Source organism: Algoriphagus zhangzhouensis (genome assembly GCF_900148515.1).
GTDB classification, from domain to species: Bacteria; Bacteroidota; Bacteroidia; order Cytophagales; family Cyclobacteriaceae; genus Algoriphagus; species Algoriphagus zhangzhouensis.
Genome location: NZ_FRXN01000001.1, coordinates 974,441 through 996,208 on the forward strand (window position 1 = coordinate 974,441; position 21,768 = coordinate 996,208).

Annotated in this window: 19 protein-coding genes; 6 read left to right on the plus strand and 13 right to left on the minus strand. The window is 38.6% G+C overall.

Features of this window, described 5'->3' with window-relative positions:
• The first annotated feature begins 25 nt into the window (after nucleotides 1-25).
• From BUF13_RS04125 to BUF13_RS04145, 5 genes are all read left to right on the plus strand, one after another.
• On the plus strand, nucleotides 26-376 hold the full coding sequence (locus BUF13_RS04125; protein ID WP_073570450.1) for a DUF6984 family protein: 351 nt from the start codon (nucleotides 26-28) through the stop codon (nucleotides 374-376).
• A gap of 313 nt (nucleotides 377-689) precedes the next feature.
• Complete coding sequence (locus BUF13_RS04130; protein WP_073570451.1) at nucleotides 690-1,571, plus strand: helix-turn-helix domain-containing protein; 882 nt, start codon at nucleotides 690-692, stop codon at nucleotides 1,569-1,571.
• Nucleotides 1,572-1,731: 160 nt separating this feature from the next.
• Entirely contained in the window at nucleotides 1,732-2,202 is a 471-nt protein-coding gene (locus BUF13_RS04135; RefSeq protein WP_073570452.1) for a cupin domain-containing protein, read from the plus strand.
• Nucleotides 2,203-2,231: 29 nt separating this feature from the next.
• Nucleotides 2,232-3,593 (plus strand): FAD-binding oxidoreductase, encoded by a 1,362-nt coding sequence (locus BUF13_RS04140; RefSeq protein ID WP_073570453.1) that lies wholly within the window; start codon nucleotides 2,232-2,234, stop codon nucleotides 3,591-3,593.
• A 55-nt stretch (nucleotides 3,594-3,648) separates the two neighbouring features.
• Nucleotides 3,649-4,428, plus strand: a complete 780-nt coding sequence (locus tag BUF13_RS04145) for a cupin domain-containing protein (protein ID WP_073570454.1) — start codon at nucleotides 3,649-3,651, stop codon at nucleotides 4,426-4,428.
• Between the two features lie 240 nt (nucleotides 4,429-4,668).
• Here BUF13_RS04145 and BUF13_RS04150 read toward each other — a convergent pair whose 3' ends face one another.
• Nucleotides 4,669-6,927 (minus strand): helix-turn-helix domain-containing protein, encoded by a 2,259-nt coding sequence (locus tag BUF13_RS04150; RefSeq protein WP_073570455.1) that lies wholly within the window; start codon nucleotides 6,925-6,927, stop codon nucleotides 4,669-4,671.
• A gap of 318 nt (nucleotides 6,928-7,245) precedes the next feature.
• Nucleotides 7,246-8,868, minus strand: coding sequence for an AsmA family protein (locus BUF13_RS04155; RefSeq protein ID WP_073570456.1), 1,623 nt, complete (start codon nucleotides 8,866-8,868; stop codon nucleotides 7,246-7,248).
• 214 nt (nucleotides 8,869-9,082) lie between these two features.
• Between BUF13_RS04155 and BUF13_RS04160 the strand changes: the two genes are divergently transcribed.
• On the plus strand, nucleotides 9,083-9,949 hold the full coding sequence (locus tag BUF13_RS04160) for a 3-keto-disaccharide hydrolase (protein WP_073570457.1): 867 nt from the start codon (nucleotides 9,083-9,085) through the stop codon (nucleotides 9,947-9,949).
• A gap of 75 nt (nucleotides 9,950-10,024) precedes the next feature.
• Here BUF13_RS04160 and BUF13_RS04165 read toward each other — a convergent pair whose 3' ends face one another.
• The 11 genes from BUF13_RS04165 to BUF13_RS04215 all read right to left on the minus strand — a co-directional run bounded on the left by BUF13_RS04165 (nucleotide 10,025) and on the right by BUF13_RS04215 (nucleotide 21,745).
• A complete protein-coding gene (locus BUF13_RS04165) occupies nucleotides 10,025-11,413 on the minus strand; it encodes a Gfo/Idh/MocA family protein (RefSeq protein WP_073570458.1) in 1,389 nt (462 codons plus the stop codon).
• Between the two features lie 132 nt (nucleotides 11,414-11,545).
• Nucleotides 11,546-11,758, minus strand: coding sequence for a YgaP family membrane protein (locus BUF13_RS04170; protein WP_073570459.1), 213 nt, complete (start codon nucleotides 11,756-11,758; stop codon nucleotides 11,546-11,548).
• A 105-nt stretch (nucleotides 11,759-11,863) separates the two neighbouring features.
• Nucleotides 11,864-12,901 (minus strand): glycoside hydrolase family 113, encoded by a 1,038-nt coding sequence (locus BUF13_RS04175; protein ID WP_243839691.1) that lies wholly within the window; start codon nucleotides 12,899-12,901, stop codon nucleotides 11,864-11,866.
• A gap of 56 nt (nucleotides 12,902-12,957) precedes the next feature.
• Complete coding sequence (locus BUF13_RS04180) at nucleotides 12,958-13,698, minus strand: DUF6503 family protein (RefSeq protein ID WP_073570461.1); 741 nt, start codon at nucleotides 13,696-13,698, stop codon at nucleotides 12,958-12,960.
• A gap of 15 nt (nucleotides 13,699-13,713) precedes the next feature.
• Nucleotides 13,714-14,433: a hypothetical protein gene (locus tag BUF13_RS04185; protein WP_073570462.1), complete on the minus strand. Its 720-nt coding sequence runs from the start codon at nucleotides 14,431-14,433 to the stop codon at nucleotides 13,714-13,716.
• Entirely contained in the window at nucleotides 14,430-15,638 is a 1,209-nt protein-coding gene (locus tag BUF13_RS04190) for an MptA/MptB family glycosyltransferase (RefSeq protein WP_134204328.1), read from the minus strand. The genes BUF13_RS04185 and BUF13_RS04190 overlap by 4 nt, the downstream gene beginning before the upstream one ends.
• 134 nt (nucleotides 15,639-15,772) lie before the next feature.
• Nucleotides 15,773-16,657, minus strand: a complete 885-nt coding sequence (locus BUF13_RS04195) for a hypothetical protein (protein ID WP_073570464.1) — start codon at nucleotides 16,655-16,657, stop codon at nucleotides 15,773-15,775.
• Nucleotides 16,658-16,695: 38 nt separating this feature from the next.
• Nucleotides 16,696-17,385, minus strand: a complete 690-nt coding sequence (locus BUF13_RS04200) for a glycosyltransferase family 2 protein (protein WP_073570465.1) — start codon at nucleotides 17,383-17,385, stop codon at nucleotides 16,696-16,698.
• A 1-nt stretch (nucleotide 17,386) separates the two neighbouring features.
• Nucleotides 17,387-18,859: a cellulose synthase family protein gene (locus BUF13_RS04205; RefSeq protein ID WP_073570466.1), complete on the minus strand. Its 1,473-nt coding sequence runs from the start codon at nucleotides 18,857-18,859 to the stop codon at nucleotides 17,387-17,389.
• A complete protein-coding gene (locus tag BUF13_RS04210; RefSeq protein ID WP_073570467.1) occupies nucleotides 18,852-20,396 on the minus strand; it encodes a 4Fe-4S binding protein in 1,545 nt (514 codons plus the stop codon). Before BUF13_RS04210 ends, BUF13_RS04205 begins: the two co-directional genes overlap by 8 nt.
• The gene (locus BUF13_RS04215; RefSeq protein WP_073570468.1) at nucleotides 20,393-21,745 is read right to left on the minus strand and encodes an NAD(P)/FAD-dependent oxidoreductase; all 1,353 of its coding nucleotides are present in this window, start codon (nucleotides 21,743-21,745) and stop codon (nucleotides 20,393-20,395) included. Before BUF13_RS04215 ends, BUF13_RS04210 begins: the two co-directional genes overlap by 4 nt.
• Between the last annotated feature and the right edge of the window lie 23 nt (nucleotides 21,746-21,768).

The following is a 21,768-nucleotide window of genomic DNA, read 5'->3' on the forward strand; positions in this document are numbered from 1 at the left end:
TTGTGGCTTGGAATAACTAAAATCAATGAGAAAAATTTCGAATTCTGAAAAACAGGTTATTATAATCCTTCTGAAGCATTCTACCTTAAAAGTTGAAATTCCTGAAATGGTAATCCAATTGAAAGATGAAAAAATGGGTTCAATTTCATTTGATATAGATCAGAATCAATCAAGGAATGAAAGGATTGTTTCGGGAAATTTTATGGATGATGATGGAATTTTAGTTGATTTCGAGTTAACAATTGATAAGCAAGGGAACTTATTCGAACTTGATCTTTGGAAAGTTGACTTTAACCAATTGGTCTCATTCCCAAAAGAGAATGAAATAGAAATAACTTTTCCCACTTTAGTTTCTAGTCAAATCAATCGAAATTAAATAATAAGTTTTCAATTGGCGTAAATAAAAATACGACAATTTGGAAGGGTTTCCTTTAAAAAACTGTTGGCAGAATCTTGAATCGGATTATAAACCTCTACCCATCAATATTTCAACAAGATATTTTTATAGTTGTTTAATAGCTTTAGGGGAAGGAATCTAAGCATCTATTGCTTATATTGAAGTAGACACACAATTAACTGCATTTCATGCAGATGAACTTCATCAGTTTGAAAAACCCACTCTAGATGACTTTTCAAATTGATCTTAGCTTTTAGGATATAAATTTTTCCTATGATTTAACCTCTAGCCTATGCCAGTTTACAGTACCTACAAAGTGCACCAATCAGACCAAAAGGTATTTCGCCATTTTACAGTAAAAAATCAATTGTATGTATTTTACAATTGTCCCCAAAAGGAGAAAGTGATGCAGCTGTACAGTGCTTACAATCAATTTGTGTTTTCTCTTGGTGGCAGACGGAATTTCTATAAAGGCAACCAAAAATGGGAACTCACTGAGGACACTGCTTTTTTATTGAAACGAACTGCTTTTCATCAAGAGTTGCATAATAAGACTGAGGGTTGGAAAGTGTTGGCTCTCTACGTGAAAGACGATTACTTCAAAAATGTTTTAGAGGAATTCAGATCTCATTTATCATGGGAAGACTTACCACCGCATAAAGACGACATGCTGCTTTTTGTCCATTTAAATGAAAGGATAAAAAACTGCTACCTCAGTATGCTCCCCTATTTCGATGAAGACAAGGATTATCCCGAAGAAATCATTGAAATGAAGTTTAAGGAGCTCCTCTATAACATATTCAAACATCCTGACAACAAGCATATCCTGTCCTATGTCAATGCTATCTCCACAGGCTATATTGTTCCCATTTGGGAAGTCATGGAGAACAACTTTATGTTTAATCTGAAGCTTGAGGAATTCGCAGAAATTGCAAATAGAAGTTTGTCAGCCTTCAAGCGAGAATTCCAGGATCATTACGATACCTCTCCAGGAAAGTGGCTTAGTAAAAAACGTTTGGAGCGTGCTATCATTTACCTAAAAACTACCGACAATCCAGTCAGTTCCATAGCTTTCGATTGCGGCTTCAATAATGCTTCTCACTTTAGCAGAGTTTTTAAAGACAGGTTTGGTGTGACCCCTTCAGATTATAAAAATAGTCTAACCGCAAAGTAAATATTTTGGACTTTTAAGAACAGGCAGGCAAAAAAATCTACAATAGATTAGTCTCGATATAATAACGATCCGGCAGAAATATTTGCAATATCCTTTGAATGGAACAAAAAGTTTTGTGAGGTCGGAGCGTGATAATTTGACAATTAAAATCAGGTAGATTATGAAATCTAGATTAGCCGTCTGCTTTACCTCATGTATTGCCTTAATGATCGTAAGCTCCCAAACTTTGGTAGCACAAAACCAGAATTCTACTTCTGTTGAAAATACGCTTCATATTTCAAAAGCTGATTTTCCCAAAAACAATCCTGTCAATTTACTTCAAGGTTGGGGCAATATGGTAGTTGCTATTAACGAACCACCTGCAGGTACAGATTATACTCCGCTTTTAAAAGGACAAAAAGATGACCTATGTCAAGTATCACATTGGGGTTATCTGGAAAAAGGAAAACTGAAAGTGGTTCATACAGACGGATCCGAAGCTGAAGTTGGAACCGGTGAAGTGTTTTATATGCCACCAGGTCATACTGTAATGGTATTGGAAGATGCTAGGATAATAGACTTTAGCCCCGAAAAACCAATGATGAAACTTTTAGATGACATCAACAAATTGTTATCTGCACCTAAAAATTAGGTGTCATTAATGATTCAAACAGGAAATAAATGAAAGGTATGAGTCTTCAGGAACTAACAGGCCAAGTAATAGGGCCTTCAGACACAAATTACGATGAAGCCAGAGCGGTCTACAATGCTATGATCGACAAGAAACCCGCTATTATCGTAGTGTGTGAAAACACACAAGATGTAGTAAACGCGATTAATTATTCCGTAAAAAACAAGTTGGAAGTCTCCATACGTGGAGGTGGGCACAACGGAGCGGGACTTGGGGTAGTCGATAATGGCTTGGTAATAGACTTGTCAGGAATGAAAACCATATCTATTGACCCAGATACTAAAACAGCTGTAATCGGAGCCGGAAATTTGTTGCGTGAAATCGATGCCGTTACTCACGAATATGGACTCGCATTGCCTAGTGGAATCTTCGGTACAACTGGAATCAGTGGACTTACCTTGGGTGGCGGTTTAGGGTATTTGAGTAGAAAAGCAGGGTTGACAATTGATAACCTGCTCGAATGTGAAGTGGTACTTGCAAATGGCGACACAGTAATTGCCAATAAAGACTCTCATTCTGATCTATTTTGGGCACTACGCGGTGGTGGTGGAAATTTTGGGGTGGTTACTTCTTTCAAATTCAAATTAATTGAAGTTAAAAAAGTCTATGCTGGCCCTATGTTTTGGCCTTTGGAGCAAGCAAAAGAAGCGATGAGGTTCTATGATGAATTTACCAAAAATGCCTCCAAGGAGCTATATGGTTTCTTTGCCTTTCTAATTGTCCCTCCCGCTGATCCCTTTCCTGAAAACCTATGGAATAAAAATGTATGCGGTGTAGTGTGGAATTATACAGGACCTATTGAAAAGGCTGCAGAAGTTTTCAAACCAATCCGCGAATTTGGACCTCACATATTGGATTTTGTTGGTGAAATGCCCATGCCAGTTCTGAATGGAATGTTCGATGCACTTTATCCACCGGGATTAAACTGGTATTGGCGAGCTCACTATTTTAAAGATTTGCCGGATGAAGCTATTGAGGTGAATGTCAAATACGGAGGAAATATCCCGAATTTTCATTCCACTACCCACCTTTATCCTATTGACGGGGCTGTGCATGATGTAGCGAATAGTGAAACAGCCTGGGCAAATCGGGATGCACGCTGGGCACAGGTGATAGCAGGCATCGATCCTGATCCTGCTAATTCCAAAATGATTACAGATTGGAGCAAAAAATATCACGATGATTTAAGCCCATTTGCTATGGGAGGAGGATATATAAATTTTTTGATGAACGAAGGCCAGGAAAGGGTAATGGCTGCTTATAAAAGCAATTATGACAGGTTAGTGGAGGTAAAAACCAAGTACGACCCGAGTAATTTTTTCCATATAAATCAAAATATTAAACCTATCTGATTTTAAACATACCAAACTATATAAGCACATTTTTTTTAATCAAAATTATCTAATTATGAAAAATAGATTCAATTCCATCCCGTTCCTCTTTGTCCTAATGATTGCGTTCTTTTCCTGTGATAAATCTTCAGATAAGGACACTGATCCAGTGATAGACGACTCTGAACTACAAGATAATACTGACATCCGGGATCTGGCAGCCACTGATATTGCTCCAGAGATGACAAATATCCTTAAAGAGGATCATAATGTTTTGATTTATGAGTTGACTATTGAACCAGGTGACACACTACCCTACCATGAACATCCCTACAATTCATTTTATATTATGCAGGGTGGTACACTGGAGATCATTTTCGAAGACTTGACGTCAGCAACAATCGAATTTGAAACAGGTCAAACAGGAATAGGAGCTCCAGCAGGTGATATGGCTATAAATCGTGGCGAGACAACCATAAAAGTACTCATGCATGAATTCTATTCTTTGATTATAAAAGAAAACAAAGATTTATACTCGGTTAATTGGAAAGAAGGGGCGTTTTATATTGCTCCAAAAATGACTGAGTTAAAACATGATGAATTTGGCATTGTGATTTATGAATTGACTATCGAACCTGGTGAAACCTTACCATATCACGTACATCCATATCATTCTAATTATATTATCGAAGGCGGTATTTTAGAGGTAATTGTTGGGAACGCTAGCTCAGGTACTACTAAGGAATATTTAGAAGGAAGGCTTGGATTAGGGAATCCTTTAGCTGACGTTGCAATTAATCGGGGCGAGACCACAGTAAAGGTACTTATGCAGGAAATTTATTCTTTAAATCCATAACAGGAAATATAGGCAAAAACTTCCAACACAATTAGATAGATTGGGTTTGGTTGTACGCGGATTGCTCATACTCAAATGGGCAGTTTCGCGTACTCTTTTGAATAAAAAAATCTAAAATCACCTCCTAAAAAATAAAATAAGTGCACCCTTCGAGATTTAAAGGTGTTATTTTAATCCACCCATTTTTTGAAATTTCAACAAAAAGCAAAATCTACCAATCTTTTTAACCCTTAGCTATTTTCAAATATCTCTATTCCCAGCAAAAACCATCTTGAGAGTTCCGTAGTCATACTTGTTTTTGAAGTGCTCACGAAGCTCTTTCATGGTTTTAAATTTTTCCAAGCTTGCCATAATCTCTATGATAACTTCTTGAGGCAAGCAGTCCTCCAATTCAAATCTACCTGCAGCAATTCCTTCAGCCATATGGCTTTTGATAGTTGATTCAGCCAAGCCTCTTTCCATGGCGATTGATCTGATATCTTTCCCAGACTCGAAAAGTAAAAAAGTCATTGCATGAGAATCACCTTTTTGTCTTTTAGGTGCCGCCGCTCCCTTTTTCCTTTTTCCGGTTTTGGATTTAATAGCCTTGAGTTTTTCCTCAGAAATCTCTTTTGCACGCAAGAAAAACTGCTTTCGAAGGTCCTGAATTGCCTGCTCAACATTCTGCATTTTCCCAGGAACCTCCCCAATGCTTACTGCATTGACAATATTTCTTATTTTACTGATATCCAAATACTTTCGAAGAATCAACTCTTCGATAGCTTCCAGTTCTTCCTGGATCTTTTGAGTCTTGGTAAAACTGGAAACCATAGTCAATTGAAGGGCTATTTCCTGCAATCGATTTGCTAAGAAATTACGGTAGTACTCCCCTCCTTTTTCCAGTCTTTCATTGAGTTTTTCAAAATCTCCTTCATGAAGTAAATACAACAATTGTCTGCTGAACTTTTGAGTCACTTCGGATTCTCCCCTGAATTTCTCCAACATCTTCGGCATCGTGGCTTGCATATCCTCATCCTCAAATTCCATGGTTCCACTTTGATCCTTGGTATGTTGATTGAGTTCACGGATAATCGGCGTAAAGTCAAAAGTTAGCTCCAGCAATTGATGGAGGTATCTTTTCTGATGAATATGAAGCAATTCTCCCAGCTTTTGATGGGCTTTGGAACCGGAAGAAAACTCAACAACCTGTTGATCGGAATGTACCAAATTAGGTTGGATTCTACTTCTCAAAAAGAGTCCATCCAGACTTCTCAATCTACTTAAAGCAACATACACTTGCCCGGGAGCAAAAGCTTTCCCCACATCGATAATTGCCTTGTCAAAAGTCAAACCCTGGCTTTTATGAACAGTCACGGCCCAAGCCAATTTTATAGGAAAATGAGAATAAGTTCCTACAACATCCTCATCCAATTCCTTCGTATCTGGATTTAATACATACTTTTTGTTTTCCCAGGTTTCCTTTCTCAGGATATATTCTCTATTCTCATCTTTCATGATGACTGTTACTGAATCCTTGGACAATTCAGTGACAGTGGCCAGCTTTCCATTGAAATAAGAAGCCATTCCGGAGCTGTCATTTTTGACAAACATGATTTGTGCCCCTTCTCGGAGTTCCAATGTTTCAGGCAATGGATAAAGCGATTCCGGAAAGTCTCCTTCCACTTCAGCACGATAGAAAAAGGTCTTACTCGTCAACGCTTCCAGCTCACCTTGGTTGATTTGATCGGCCTTGTAATTATGCGTGGTGATGGTGATACAGTCCTTTTCCTCTTGAATTTCAGCGGCGCTTTTATAATGTTTATTCAAAAGCCGAACATCATCATCTGTCAGTTGATTGTCCCTCAAGTGATTCAACAAATCAATAAACACATGATCCTGCTGACGGAAAATCTTGTCCAGCTCCAGATAGACCAACCCTGAATTCTGAAGAGCTTTCGCCTCAAAGAAATGAATGCTGTTATAAAAACGGTTTAAAACTCCCCATTCCTGATCTCTCACAATCGGAGGCAACTGATACAAATCGCCAATCAGCAAAACCTGAACCCCTCCAAAAGGCTCATTAAAATTGCTCTTGGCACTTTTCAATCGGTAATCAATTGCATCCAGCACATCGGCTCTCAGCATACTAACCTCATCAATCACCAACAAATCAATGGCTCGTAGAACCGATTTTCTCACTTTATTGAGCGGGTGTTTTCTTCCCAAAGTATGCTGGGTAAAGAATCCATATTGATCGGTATAATTGCCCTCAGGCTCTCGAACAGGCAGAAAACTCCCCAGGGGCAATAAGAACTGAGAATGGATTGTCACTCCTCTTGCATGCAAAGCTGCGATACCTGTTGGAGCCACCACCACATAATTTTTATGAGTTTCCTTGGCTAGGTTTCTCAGAAAAGTAGTCTTCCCCGTTCCTGCTTTCCCAGTCAAAAAAATCGGAGCTGAGGTACTATTTACAAATTGAGCAGCAAGTTTGAGTTTGTCGGTGGTAATGTCGGTCATCTGGTAATCTTTGAAAAAATCCGTCTGGATTAAAGAACAAAACTAAAAGGAATAAACCTTGAAGCCATTAATCTCACAATTTTAAATAGTGTTGAATTTTACCAGCAATAAATCTATACAAGATAATAATAGTCTTGCGGCTTTAACCCAAATCAATTAAAAAATTAGGCTAAAGCCCGTTCAAACAGTTTTTTTTTGTGATCCACCAGCTAAAGCAGGTGGCAACCCAATCTATTTTGTCCTATATTTTATCTCCCTTCTTCTATCTCGTATTCCTAATCTCTTTTCTCTTTTCTCCTTTCTCTAATCTCTCTTACCCTATTTCCCTTTTCCAGAATCCTTCCCTATTCCGGAAAGCAGCTTGACCACACCACCAGGCGTAATATCCATCAATCCAGTTTTTGTAGTTTCCCAAATAAAATTGAATGGACCTCGGTATTGATTTCTGGTTGAATGAAACCTCGCAATTCGGTGATTATTCTTTTCAGGAATATTGTCAGAGCGAATGGCAATATTAGCTAAAAAGGAAGCAGTTCCATGTTTATGTCCTCTTAATTGCCCTGATTTTCGGATTTCAAGTTTTAGATCTTCATAGTCAAACTGGACCGTGGAATAAGCCGAGTTGTCTCTTGAATCCATATTCAATTTCAAACTCCTCATTGTTCCCGAAGTAATCGAGATGTTTGCCAAAGGAATCAAAATTGGATTCAATTGTGGAAGATTTAGTCTGGACACATCCAAATCCAATGAAAAATATTCTTGATTATATGGAACTGTAAAATGCGCCATCACTGGAGAAATCCCCATAAAATCAGCATTCACATCCATAATTAGCTGATTTTGCTTTTGCAAAGAATCGATGGTGATCAATCCGGTCACTTTTGCATTCAAATTATCAAATCGAATTTCGCCACCAGTCTGATTTCCATTAGGCACTTCGATATAGGTGATTTTGGAGTTTTTGATCTGAAGGGTATCAATATCAAGTGGAAAAGGAATTCGCGAAAGCATCCCTGCAAACATTGGTTTCCTCTCCTCATCAACTCTGATTTTATTTTTGTTTCTCAAATCCACCATCACCAGGCTATCGATCAACATCTTTTGAGAAATCACAGACCAGTTGCCATACACATCACTCTTCGTATCCAATTGATCAAATCTGACCTCCTTTATCCCTATTTCAAATAAATCAGATTGGTAGTCCAACTGATGGGAATAATCAAGAATCTCATCATCAAACTCCATAGATATATCTTGTAAAGAGAGATAGGCTTCTGTAAAGTTAAAATCAACAGAGCCCACTCTAAACTCCTGCTTGTCCGACATTCGAATTCTTAGATTTTTGACACCAGTCCTGATTTTCTCCAATTGAAAAGGAACCATATTGGTCACCAAAACGGAGTCAGTTTCGATTCCTTCTGCATAAATGGTCAAATCGGTAAAGCTTCCAAATCGTCTTAGACTATCCCCTTTCATCAAGAGTTCAGCATTTCCTCCTTCAACCACAAAATTCCTGATAATACCTCTTCGGAGAATATCCCCAAACACATCTTGAAATGCCCTAGAACTTTGTTTGACATTGGTAAGACTATCTTTTCTGATCAATCTAAAAGATGGATTTTCCAACCTCAACTCACCAATTTCAATATCTTTTTTGAAAATATATTCCAGCAATTTCACATTGCTCATTTTCATTCGGTCCATAGATCCCTCCAATTCAAAAGGCAAGCTATCGTGAAGCGGAACCAATAGAATATGATTCAAATCTACTTTACCAAGCAATAACTTGACATCAACATCTTCAAAAACTAAGTCATAATTTCTTGATTCCCGAGTGTTTAAAGAGTTTTTGATTTTATAAGCAATCCAATATTCAGCACTGAAAAAAACTAGAGCGATGACTCCTATTATCGAAACAGAAATAAAGAATATTTTTTTCATAGATACTGTTAAGTAAGATAAGCATAACCATAACTAAATCATTCCTTTCCCTAACAATTTGTCATTCCCTGGTACTTTGAATTAGCATATTATACCGATAGCATAGAATTACTTGGGTATTCGAAAAAACATTCCAAAATTGTCTTTAATAAGATTCTTATCTTTCAAATTCTTTAATACTTCAACCCCACAAATTTCAGTAACCTTATTAAACATGAAATACCCAGCAATTTTAGCTTTATCACTCTTTGCCTTTACTTCCTGTCAAAAAGGCTCCAGTACTGAGGAAACAGCTGATTCTACACCAGTTGAATGGATTCAGCTCTTCAATGGAAAAGACATGGATGACTGGAAAATCAAAATCAGAACCCACGATTTAGGAGATAATTATGCCAATACTTTTCGTGTGGAAGATGGAATGATGCAAGTGAGATACGATGGGTATGAGGCATTTGATCAACAGTATGGGCATATTTTTTACAAGGATCCTTTTTCATATTATTTGCTTCAGGTAGAATATAGATTTACCGGAGAGCAAGCTCTTGAAGGCGAAGGATGGGCTTGGAGAAATAGTGGAGCCATGCTTCATTCTCAAGATCCAGCCACTATGTTGAAGGATCAAAATTTCCCTATCTCTGTAGAAGCACAGTTCTTGGGTGGAAACGGAACAGATAAAAGATCTACCTGTAATCTTTGCACCCCAGGAACCAATGTAGTGTTGGCTGACACTCTATTTACTCCACATTGTATCAATTCCAGCTCTGAAACTTACCATGGAGACCAGTGGGTTCAGGCGAATTTCATTGTTTTAGGAGATGAAGTGATCCATCATTTGGTAGGAACTGATACAGTTTTCAGTTACAACCAACCTCAAATCGGTGGAGGAAGCGTAGATCCTTTTGATGAAAAAGTAAAAATTGACGGAAAACTTTTGGATTCAGGATACATTTCCTTGCAAAGTGAATCCCATCCTGTTGATTTTAGAAAAGTGGCTTTGATCGATTTAAGCCCATACAAAAATGATCCTGCAAAAATGAAGGAAATTGTAGATGAAGCTTTTGCTACTACAGTTATGAAATAAGAAATCCTTTTCAAAAAGAATGGGACGGTGAATAATCATCGTCCCATTTTTATTTTCTTTTAAAAGGTATATCGATTAACCTCTCAAAGTAATCGGAACTGGCTTGTTTGTCTTCCAGCTACCGCCAGTGAAATCAGGTACATCGATAGAATTTGACCTGTTGGCAACAGACCACTCACTCAATGGAGAAATACAACTCCAAAGCGCTGCATCATACACATCCTGATCCAAAGGCAAGCCATTTCTCAAGCAGTCGATCAATCTCCAATCCATCATGAAGTCCATTCCTCCATGACCACCCACTTGCTTAGCCAATTCACCAACTTTCAAGACGATTTCAGGAGTATATTTCTTTTCAAGCTCCTTCATTTCCTCTTCTTTCAACCATCCATGTCCTTTCGCAACACCTGGAGTAGGATATTTCTGAGCGTATCCTTCAGTGCCACTCACTACGTGAAGACGGCTATATGGTCTTGGAGAAGTCACATCATGCTGAATCATGATAGACTTACCATTCTTGGTTTTCACTACAGTGGTATTCATATTTCCTCTATAGCTTTTTGAAGCAAACTCACCAAAGAAATTATCAGTATCAGCAAGCTTCTGAGCCTCTTTTTTCATTTGGAAATCATTTGAGCTCAAAGAAGTCAAATAATCCATTTGATCCCCACGATTGATATTCAATATCTGGCAAATTGGCCCCAAACCATGAGTCGGGTATAGGTTACCATCTCTATAGTTTTCCTTTAATCTCCACATTCCTTGATAACCTTCTTTGTTGAAATTAAGGGCCAACAAATCGTGGATATATGCTCCTTCTGCATGAAGGACTTCTCCGAAATAACCCTCACGAGCCATTTTCAAAGTCATCAATTCAAAGAAGTCATAGCAGCAGTTTTCTAACTGCATACAATGCTTTTTAGTACGCTCTGAAGTCTCAACCAATTGCCAGCACTCATCTAAGGTTCTAGCAGCAGGAACTTCAACAGCAGCGTGCTTTCCAGCTTCCATTGCATAAACAGCCATCGGAGTATGCCACTCCCAAGGTGTCGCGATATAGATCAAGTCCAAATCCTCTCTATCGCACATTTCTTTCCATGCATAAACACTTCCAGAATAACCAACTGGTCTATGGTCAGTGTCTTTTGCTAGTAATTCCTTTTGCTTTTCTACTCTTTCAGGAAGAAGATCACACAATGCTTTGATTTCTACTCCCTCAACTTTACTTAGGCGGTTTACAGCACCGGGACCTCGCATTCCCAATCCAACAATACCCACTCTAACAGTCTCTAGTTTTGGTGCGGCAAAACCTGACATATTAAAGTGTTGTACTCTGGAGGCTCCATATTTTGCCTCTAATGGTAAAATGTTTGACTCGCTGGCAGTCGCCGCTCCAGCTCCAAAAATCCCAAGTCCAAGGAGACCAGTGGATTTCAAAAACTCTCTTCTAGGGTTGTTCTTCATTTTTATAATATTGTTGAATTTGGAGCCTCTAGTTTACCAAAATTTTTAAAGAAGCCTATCATGAAATAGATTATTTCATAAAAAAAACCGAAAGCATTGCTCCCGGCTTTTTCCAAACTATTACGCATTATTCTATTTCGTGTGGGGTTTTGGGCATGTATTGAGCCCAACCAAAGTATAAAGTGGGCAGAACCCCACCAATGTGGTCAGTGTAAATATTCCAGCTACAACCATCCCGATGATACCGATGGTACCAGTCAATGTTCCGGAAAAGTAAAGGGCTACAAGGACAGCGGCGATGATTAAACGAATCAATCTATCTGTATTTCCCATGTTCTTTTTCATGATTTCTGCGTCTTAGTTTTAGAAAGGACTGTTTGATTATTGAGACCTAAATTAAAATCACCAGATGAAAACATCCATGACAAAAGTCACATAACAGACTGATTTTCAATCAGCCAAAAAATATTGCTTCATCACAGTTTCAGCTTTGAGGCCTTGAGGACTGAAATCAGGATCTCGATGCTTCCCTTCGGGATACCACTTCCAAAAATAAGCTCCTGCCATCCAGGATTTATCCCAGACACTCTCGAAAAATGACTCATAACATAATGCCTGAATCTCTTCAGAAATCTGAGCTTCTCCCCTTTCATTTGGCCAAACCCAAGGTTCTTTCGCCGCATCATGCGTATTGCAATAACCAATTTCTGTGAATATGACTGGCTTTTGAAATTTCTTAACCACCGATTCAATGTCCTTCAAATGAGATTTCCAGGCTTGATTCATATGATTCAAAGTTGGAACCTCTTTATCTGACAAAGGAAAGTAAGCTTGGATTCCAATAAAGTCCAATGCATCCCAAAACTGGATATGCTCAAACTCTGTGAAATTGGCAGCATAGACGATCTTTCCTTTATAAATCTGTCTAACTGCAGCAATAATTTTTCTCCAGTCCTCTTCACGATCTGAAGACTTTTCCAATTCTGTCCCTATGCACAAATAAGGAATAGAAATTCTTTCGGCGAGCTTGGCATAATCAAGAATAAAGGTTTCATAATTTTCAAACCATCGATTCCAGTCTTCCTCAGATTTCATTTCAATTTCTCCTGGCCAACTTCCTCTCACCCATAGGTGAGGCTTCAGCATATTGGAAATTTGATGCGATTCAGCAGAATCTAGTGTTACTTGGATTCCCGTTCCAGATTCTCCCCACCATTGCCGATCTCCCTCGACTTGCCATCGGATCCCAGGACTGTCTGTTCCCTCCTGCCAGCCAAACGGGGTTTGGGAAATCGCATTGGCTCCAGTAGCTTTCAAGGCTGCGAACTCTCCTCCTGATAGAGGCTTCCTACTTCCCACCCAACAAACGCCTTTGAGTTTTTGAGACCAAACTGGCATTTCGCCTTCGGGAAAAAACCAGATGAATCCCATGATCAAAAAAATAAGACCTACAGAACTGAATAAATAAGTAAAATGAGATTTCCTCAAGGCATTCGGGTTTTGAAATAACTTCAAAGACCTTGGCTCACAATCCTTTTAGAAACCTATTCTTCTAAAGGCTTCACTTGGATGTTTTCCAAATTGATCTCTGACAACAATTCCAATTTACCGTTTTCAAAGAGTTCTTGCATACTTTCAACAGGAGTATTTTTATCTTCTGGCTTGAGATTCAGATAATTTTGGAACCTAATCCCTCCAACTTCCTGTACTTTGCTCACTTCTCTCATTCTAACGCCCCCGCCATCGGTATGGTAACTATAAGCCATGAAATCAACAAAATGATCATCAGAACCTATCCAGTATAAAAATTCATCATCAAAATCATCTCCTCCTCCCTCTTGGTGAAACGTCACTTTGATCATCTCATAATTTTCTCCATTGATTTCAGTGCTACCTAGATGAGACTTTATTGCCGCAGCGTCATTTAACCCATAAGGTAAAAATGCAAAATAGGCCACCGAATTAACCGAACGTGAAAAAGCACCAATCCTTTCTTCTGTCAGTGTATCAATCTTTACGCTATTGACAGTTCGAACAAAACCTTCATTATTCAATACATCTTTTACATTTCCTGTTGAGTCAGAAAACTCTCGGATATATTCAAAACCTGAAGCTGATTTATAAATCGAATAATGGATATTTCTGAAGTCGAATTCAATTTTAGAGTTTTTGTAGGCCTCCCCCCCATGTGCTTGGATGGCCAAATCAACAATCTTTTCAGCCTCAGATTTACTTTCACAGGAAATCAAATAAAAACTTAAAACAACTAGTGTCAAATATCTCATTATCAATTATTTATTTTATTTCAATTGGAAATCAGAATAACTATAAACCGCTCTAAGATACAATTTGTTTCCTTTCTCGTCTACACGGTAACTTTCTCTTTGACCATAAAAAATAAAAGGCAAAATCTGGCTAAAACTCAAATTCTCAATCTGGCTTCTATGATCTTTTAACTGAACTTCATTTCCTGCCATTAGATTAGAATTTGGATCAAAATAATACCACCATACATCTTGATCAGGTCCGTATTCTACTCGAATTGATTTGACAGTTTTAGAAAAAACCTCTTTCTCTCCTTCATAAATCAGCTTTGCTCCTTCATCCTGAAGTAACTTCCATGGTTGAGCAACTACATAGTATGCCGCATCAAACTCCTTCTTTTTGGCTTCCAAAAAATCAACATTCTGAATGGAGTTTCCACCCAAAGAATAAAAGGTTTTCTCCCCATCAAATTCAATCACATGGCTTACGCTATCCTTTTCCCAAGTGATTTTTCCCTTGAGTTGAGGTTTTAATTGAAATTGAATCAATTGGTCCGTTTCCGACTCCACATCTCCATTTTCATCTAGCAATTGAGTCCACTTTCTAAATTGGATTTCATTCAGATCTTCAAATGCTTTCTCCCCACCATGGGCTTCAATGGATTTTTCCAAAAGATCAATAGCATCTCTTTCCTCCTTGGGTTTACAAGAGAACGCGATGATGAATAGAATGATGAAATACGAGGTGATTCTCATGTAGAAACTGATTTTTTCAGAAAATTAAATGATTGAGGTCGGTAATCCCACAGCAAGCCGATAATGACAAAGCCATATTCTAAAATCAGGAAAATTGGCTGTTCAAAATTAGCTGGATTTCCATAGGCTTGGTAGGAAAATATTGCTGAAAAACTCCACAATAGGAAAGTTACTCTTCCGGTAATCACACTCAAACCCAAACCTGGAATCAGGTACCAAGGATGTACAATCGGCTGGATCAATAAGTAAAGCAAATATATCCCAATCCATAAATCTGTCAATTTGAACAAGGATTGTGGCTTGGTTTTCCATGACATATAACACACTCCTATGACAAAGACAATTCCCAATAGTTTGGTCAAATAGCCTATCGTATTGTAGCCTTCAATCCAATAACCTACTTCTCTCAATAAATAGTATAAAGAGGCGTTGAATTCGAATTTACCCTGATACAGCTTCAGGCTTTCAAAGAAATTGACCCAGGCATCATCCCAAACCAAGGGAACAAAAGCTACAATTAGTGCCAATAAAGTACCGATCCAGAAAAAGGGGCTTGACTTGATTTTCCGAAAGAAAAACCAAGCAGGAAATAGAATCAAGGGCAATAATTTCATCCCTATTGCCATTCCCCAACTGATTCCTGAGACAAACTTTTTGTTTTTGGAATAAGCAATCAATGAATACAAAAGGAAAAAAAGTACAATCCCTTCAAAATGAAGGTTTCCAGTGATTTCAAGGATTACAAAGGGGTTTAGCCAGTATAAGACCAAATGGCGAATCGGGACTTCAAACCTCCTCATCAGTTTCAAAAGGGAAAAGAAAGTCAATACTTCAAAGAGTATCAATATGAATCTCAAAGTATAATATCCATTCCAAACAAAACCATTCATCGCTTTTGCTGAAACCCAAAAAATCAGCTGATTCAAAGGAGGATAAACCGAGAAATAATCTGGAGAATTCATCTCCTCGAAAAGCTGAACTTGTAAAGCTGTTACATCCTCTTTTTCCTCAATCCATTCTGATGGTTTTAGCTTATAGGGGTCTTCACCCAGCCTCACCAATTCCCCATCCCACAAAAATCTCACGTAGTCTTCTGACAAATTGGGAACAGCTAACATCAACAAAAGCCTCAAACCCAATCCTGCCCAAAAGATTTTCTTCCAAGAATTATCCGATTTTGAATAGGAAAAATAGATGGCCAGCATCCCAATAAAAGCCAGTGCAAAAAAGAAAAATATAGAGGAAAATTGTTCTCTAAACACCTGGTATCCTATCCAATAGAGCCCAAGGATTAAAGTTAAAATTCCAACTGGTTTACCAGCTTTTGTCAACCAGGAATTCAAAGTCCCAGATCCTTTCTTAGAGGTTCAAATACCTTTTCATTTTTGTTCCAATAGTCAGACAATTCCAGTTTTCTTCGAACGGCATTGGTCACTTCCAGATCTCCATTCGCTTTAGTTTGGATTTCCTCCCAAGATAAGATTTCATAGGGAAAAAAGTTCTTGTACTGGATTTTAAGAGTCCTTTTCAAGCTTGGATAATCGACTACCAATTCAGAGCTATTACTCCCTACATCCTCTTTAGAAATTTTCGCTCGGTAATCATTCATTTCCACATGTGCAAAGCGTTGATACACCAAACTCGGAATCAATCGTGCATCTCCTTCAGGAATCAAATCTGGATTGATTCGAATCAAATTAAAGAGCTCATCCTCAGCTTGTGCTTCAATGTTTAATTCCTGATCACCTTCAGATTCAAAATAGGAAAAAGACTGAATCTGATACTTGGAGTTTTTCCAGTTCATCTGGGTAAAAGCCTGACCACACCATTCGGTCACAGTAGAAACCAATTTATAAGAATTGATCTCATCATTGACTGGGGTGAAAACAGACAACATCGTATGATAAGGATAGATACCAGTCACAAATTCCCGAGTCATATTCAATTTCAGAACTTTTCTAGCATCGGCTCCCACTCCTGAAAGATCATCTAGTTTCACCTGCTTTCTTCTCGAAAAATCTTCTGTCACAAAGATCATCACAGTATTTCCTTCTCTCACTTCACCATAGCGGCTTTGCTGGAGATCAAACACATTGATTTCGGCATTTCCCTGAAACCAGTAGGCAGAAAACTGATCCAAGTCCACACCTTCCCTGCTTTTTGGAGCGCAGGAATCGATTAATAAAATGAAACCGAAAAAGAGAATATAGGAAAGCCTTTTCATGAGTAGCCTTTTAGAAGGAAATACGAAGTTTAGCAAATTTACCAATACTTGAAAATCGTCAAAATGATCTTATAACCAGCACCAAAAACACCTTTTACAGTACCGCTGACTTTGGACACACCAATCCGTTTTCTATAATTTACAGGGACTTCCAGATATTTCAATCCTGCTTTATGAGCTTTGATCTGCATTTCGATCGTCCAACCATAATTTTGATCCACCATATTCAAACTCAACAGCTTTGGCCAATCAATCGCCCTAAAAGGGCCTAAATCAGAAAACTTGGCACCTTGGATGTAATTCATCATAGTGGTCGCCAACCAATTCCCAAAAACCTGAGGAACGGTCATGGAGCCACTTTCTCTTTCTCCCAAAGCCCTGGAACCAATCACCATATCGGCTTTTCCTTCCAAAATAGGCTGCACCAAACCAGTCATTTCTTCCGGATAATCACTGTAATCCCCGTCCAAGAAGACAACGATATCAGGCTGAATCTCTTGATTTTTAATCCAATCCATAGCTGTCAAACAGGCCTTTCCATATCCTTTTTGTCCTTCGAAAACCACTACCGCACCTGCCTTTTCTGCAACCGCAGCTGTTTGATCGGTGGAATTATTGTTAGCCACTACTACATGCCTTACAAATTTGGGAATATCATGAATGACTTTTGGAATGGATTTCTCCTCATTGAATGCGGGAATAATGACGTCAATGATCGCTTGGGACATATTATCGGCCTAATGCGTAGGATTTAAATGAAGTGATAAATACTAGGGTGTAACCAAATGCCAACATCATGTGGAAAGGCAAGAAGAGGTAATTCTGATGTGCAAATGCCAACACAACCATTGTTATAAATACAAGGGCCAAGACACCTTCAAACCATGTGGTAACTGGCATTTTAAAAGTGAGATAGAGATTGTTTTTCAATTTGCTTTTGCCTCCCTCCAAGTTGAATTTGGGAGTTCTGATAAAAGGTGATTTTTTGCCTGTTAACCCTTCCCAGACTGCTTGAGCATTGTGGAGACCAAGACCCATGGAAACCGATAAAAAGACTGGTAATAGCACAATGGCTTCTAGCAAACTTTTGGATTTCTTTTCCTCTCGATAAACATAAGAAAACAGGTAAACCAAGGCAATAATGGCAAATCCGATTAGAAAAACACCAGCCAATTTCAAGCTTTCTTTTGGTAAAAGTCCTTGATCTCCCATCCACCAAACCCCCAAACTGGACAAGCTAACCAAAAGCACTGCTATAAATATGGTGCTATTGAAAAGATGGGCCATGGCATGAAACTTCACTAGGAAAGGATGTTTTTCACGAAGGACATTTCCGGCATGTTTGGCTGCACATTCAGCCCCTCCTTTGGTCCATCGAAATTGTTGAGACTTGATTGCGGACATCACAGGAGGCAACTCAGCAGGAGATTCGATCTCTGGTCGGTAAACGAATTCCCATCCTTTTCTTTGTGCTCGATAGCTCAAATCCAAATCTTCGGTCAATGTATCATCATGCCAATTTCCCGCATTTAGAATACATTTCTTTCTCCAAACCCCACCAGTTCCATTGAAATTGATAAATGCTCCCTGATGATTTCTTCCTGTCTGTTCGATCAAGAAATGCGCATCCAGCGCAAATGCCTGAAGCCTCGTCAATAAAGAATATTTTTCGTTCAAATGAGTCCATCTTGACTGAACCATACCGATATTATCACTAGAAAAATAAGGTAAGGTATGAAGAAGAAACTCAGGCTCTGGAATAAAATCCGCATCAAATATTGCGATAAAATCACCAGAAGCTTTTTCTAAACCTTCACGCAAAGCCCCTGCTTTAAACCCCTGTCTATCAGCTCTATGAATGTATTGAAAATTAATTTGTGGAAATTCTTTTATCTTTTCCTGGATGATCTGGACTGTTTCATCTGTACTGTCATCTAAAATCTGGATTTCCAGTTTATCAGCTGGATAATTCAATTTGGCTACAGATTCTATCAGTCTTTCCACAACAAACAATTCATTGAAAATAGGTAGCTGGACTGTCACCTTTGGGAAGTCATTTTTAAGGAGTTTCAGTTCGGATTTATTCCTCCTTGCTTTCAAAAAATTCAGCAACAAATGTCCCTGGGCTAGACTATACACAAAAATGAAAGTCATCCCTAGAAGGTAGATCCCCAATAAAATGTATGCGATGATTTCAGGCATTAATTTTCACAGAGTCATTTCCGATAATAATCGGCAATTCATTGATTCGACCTTCCTCAGGGCCATTTTCTAATTTCAAAACTCCTCTTGGACATACTGCTGAACAAACTCCACATCCCACACAAGAAGATCTGACAATATTTTGTCCCCTTTGGGCATACCATCTCACATCAATCCCCATTTCACAATAAGTAGAGCAATTTCCGCAAGAAATACACTGCCCTCCATTGGTAGAGATTCTAAAACGGGATTTAAAGCGCTGGACTATTCCCAAATAAGCTGCTAAAGGACAACCGAATCGGCACCATACACGATTTCCCATAAATGGATAAAAGCCTGTTCCAACTACACCTGCAAAGGCGGAACCGATAGCAAAACCATAAAAGTTATGAAGTTCGTTGGTGACAGTTCCCAAAAGCCAGAAGTCAGAGAAATAATTGGCAATGGTTAGGATTGTCATGACAACTGCCAAAACCAAGACTCCATTAATAAGATATCTCTCAATTTTCCAGGATTTGACACTTTTATCAGATAACTGGCGATACGGATCTCCTACTGTTTCTGCCAATCCACCACATCCACAAACCCAAGAGCAATACCATCTTTTCCCAAAGAAATAAGTAAAAACAGGTACTCCGATGATGATCAACAAGATCCCCCAAATCAACATAAACATCCCTACAGAACCTCCTGATAAAAAGGAATCCAATTGATAGGAATAGAAAAAGTCATAATCCAAAGGCCAGATATTTTTGAAATCAAAATAGGGTTGATTCAAAAGAACTAGAATTTCAGGAATCAAAAAGGCAAAAGCTGTTTGGAAAAACATCACAGAAGCCGTTCGAAGCTGCTGATACTTGTTTCCACGGTATTTTCGGAACATTCGAATTCCCATCACAATGATGGCCAGCGTATAGACAAAACCATACAAAAACCACTGACTAGCAGGATTTCCGGAAAAAATCATGCTCAATGGATCAACCATCGCGACCAAATTCACTAGGTAAGCAGGAAACCAATAGAGAATTACGTAGAACAAAATCAAGTAAGAACCAGTCAACATGCCTAACCAGCCTCTATTCTTCATTTTGGAATGAAAAATTCCATTGTTTTTAATTCCTTCAGGTTCGTCCTTGTATTTGGGAAGGTTGTATAAAAGTCCACCCAGAACAGCCAAACCGATGGAAAGAAACATCCAAAGCCAAGGATTATCCTTGACGGGACTTGATAATGCAGCTTTCCCCAAAGAAAAACTATAATCATCCCAAATCACTTCATCCCATTTTCCTTCAGCTTTCAAAGCATCATTGTAATTGCCAAATTCCTGATTAAAGGCACTTAAAAACTGGAAATTGGAAGAATAAGACTGATCATAGATTGGAGTCAAAATCTCCAACATTTTCTCTTGATGAATATCCTTGGTATTGGCTGACACCATTTCCTGGTTCAATTCATAGGTTCCCAGAAAAGGAATAGTGGTAAAAACACCCAAACCGATCAAGAACAAAAACAACCCTATTTTCTGAATCACTTTCATACGCTCGCTCCGAATAGTTTTTGAATAAATGATCGCTTTTCAGGCTTGAAATCTCCACCAAATTCCTTCAAAAATGCTTTTTGAATTTCAATATAAAACGGTGCGAAAAACTCAGGATCAAAGTTTGCCTTTCTTAAACTGGAGATAACTTTTTGACCTGTCCATTTCTCTTTAATAGCCTTGTCAAAAAACTCATGTTTGAGTCGGAAACCGAAATTATTCACTCCCACAATCGCTCCTTTGGTATCCATCAACATTCTAAATGCGACTTTCTTTTGAGGATGCTCCCAATAGAAACTTTGGAATTCTTCCTCTTTCCAATCAGCAGGGACGGTTCCATAAGTTTGATATTCCACATCCAAAAACTTGGCAGAATTAAACCACACTCCAGCTTGATAATCTGTGGCTTGACCAGTTAAAGTTAAAGCCAAAGTTTCGCCATGCATTCTGCCTGTATACCAGACTTGCTCAATGTTTTTTCTATCAGCTGCTGGCTTCACCTGAAACTCAGCGCAATCTCCAATTGAGTATACATCTGGGATATTGGTTTCAAATTTTGAGTTCACCACCACCCCACGATTCACTTCTAATTTCGAATTTCTTAGGAAGTCCACATTTGGTGTCACACCAGCAGTTAAGCCTACAAACTCACAAGGAATTTCTTCTCCATGATTGGTCTTGACAGCCTTTACCTTTCCGTTTCCATCATCAATTATTTCAGCCAACTCAGTTTCCAATCTTAAATCGATATGATGTTCTCGCACATGCTTGCTGATCATTTCAGATTCTTCTTTCGGCAACACATTCCTCCAAAAGCTTGTTTCTCTAACCAAAAAAGTAACAGGAATCTTCTTGTAGGCCAACATCTCAGCCATTTCGATCCCAATCAAACCTCCTCCTACAATTACGGCTCGCTTCACTTCTTTGGTATTTTCTTCCATCAGCTCCAAATCCTGTTTGGAATACAAACCTTGGACACCTTTCAAATCTTGGCCTGGCCAGCCAAACTTATTGGGTTTGGAACCCGAGGCAATCACCAATTGATCGTAGAATAATGATTCTCCAGATTGAAGCTTCAGACTTTTCTCGTCAAAATCAACGGATTGAACCCACCCTTCTTTCAGGTCAATTCTGTTTTTTTCCCAGAAAAAATTCTCATAAGGCTGTGTGTGCTCAAACTTCATGTGTCCCATAAACACATACATCAGGGCTGTTCGGGAAAAAAAATACTTGCTCTCACCGGAAACCAAAGTAATCTTCACAGAAGAATCCCGCTTCCGAATGTGTCTAGCAAGTGTCACACCTGCTATGCCATTACCGATGATAAGAATGTGTCTATTTGGGTTCATAAATCAAAAGAATCTTCAAATTA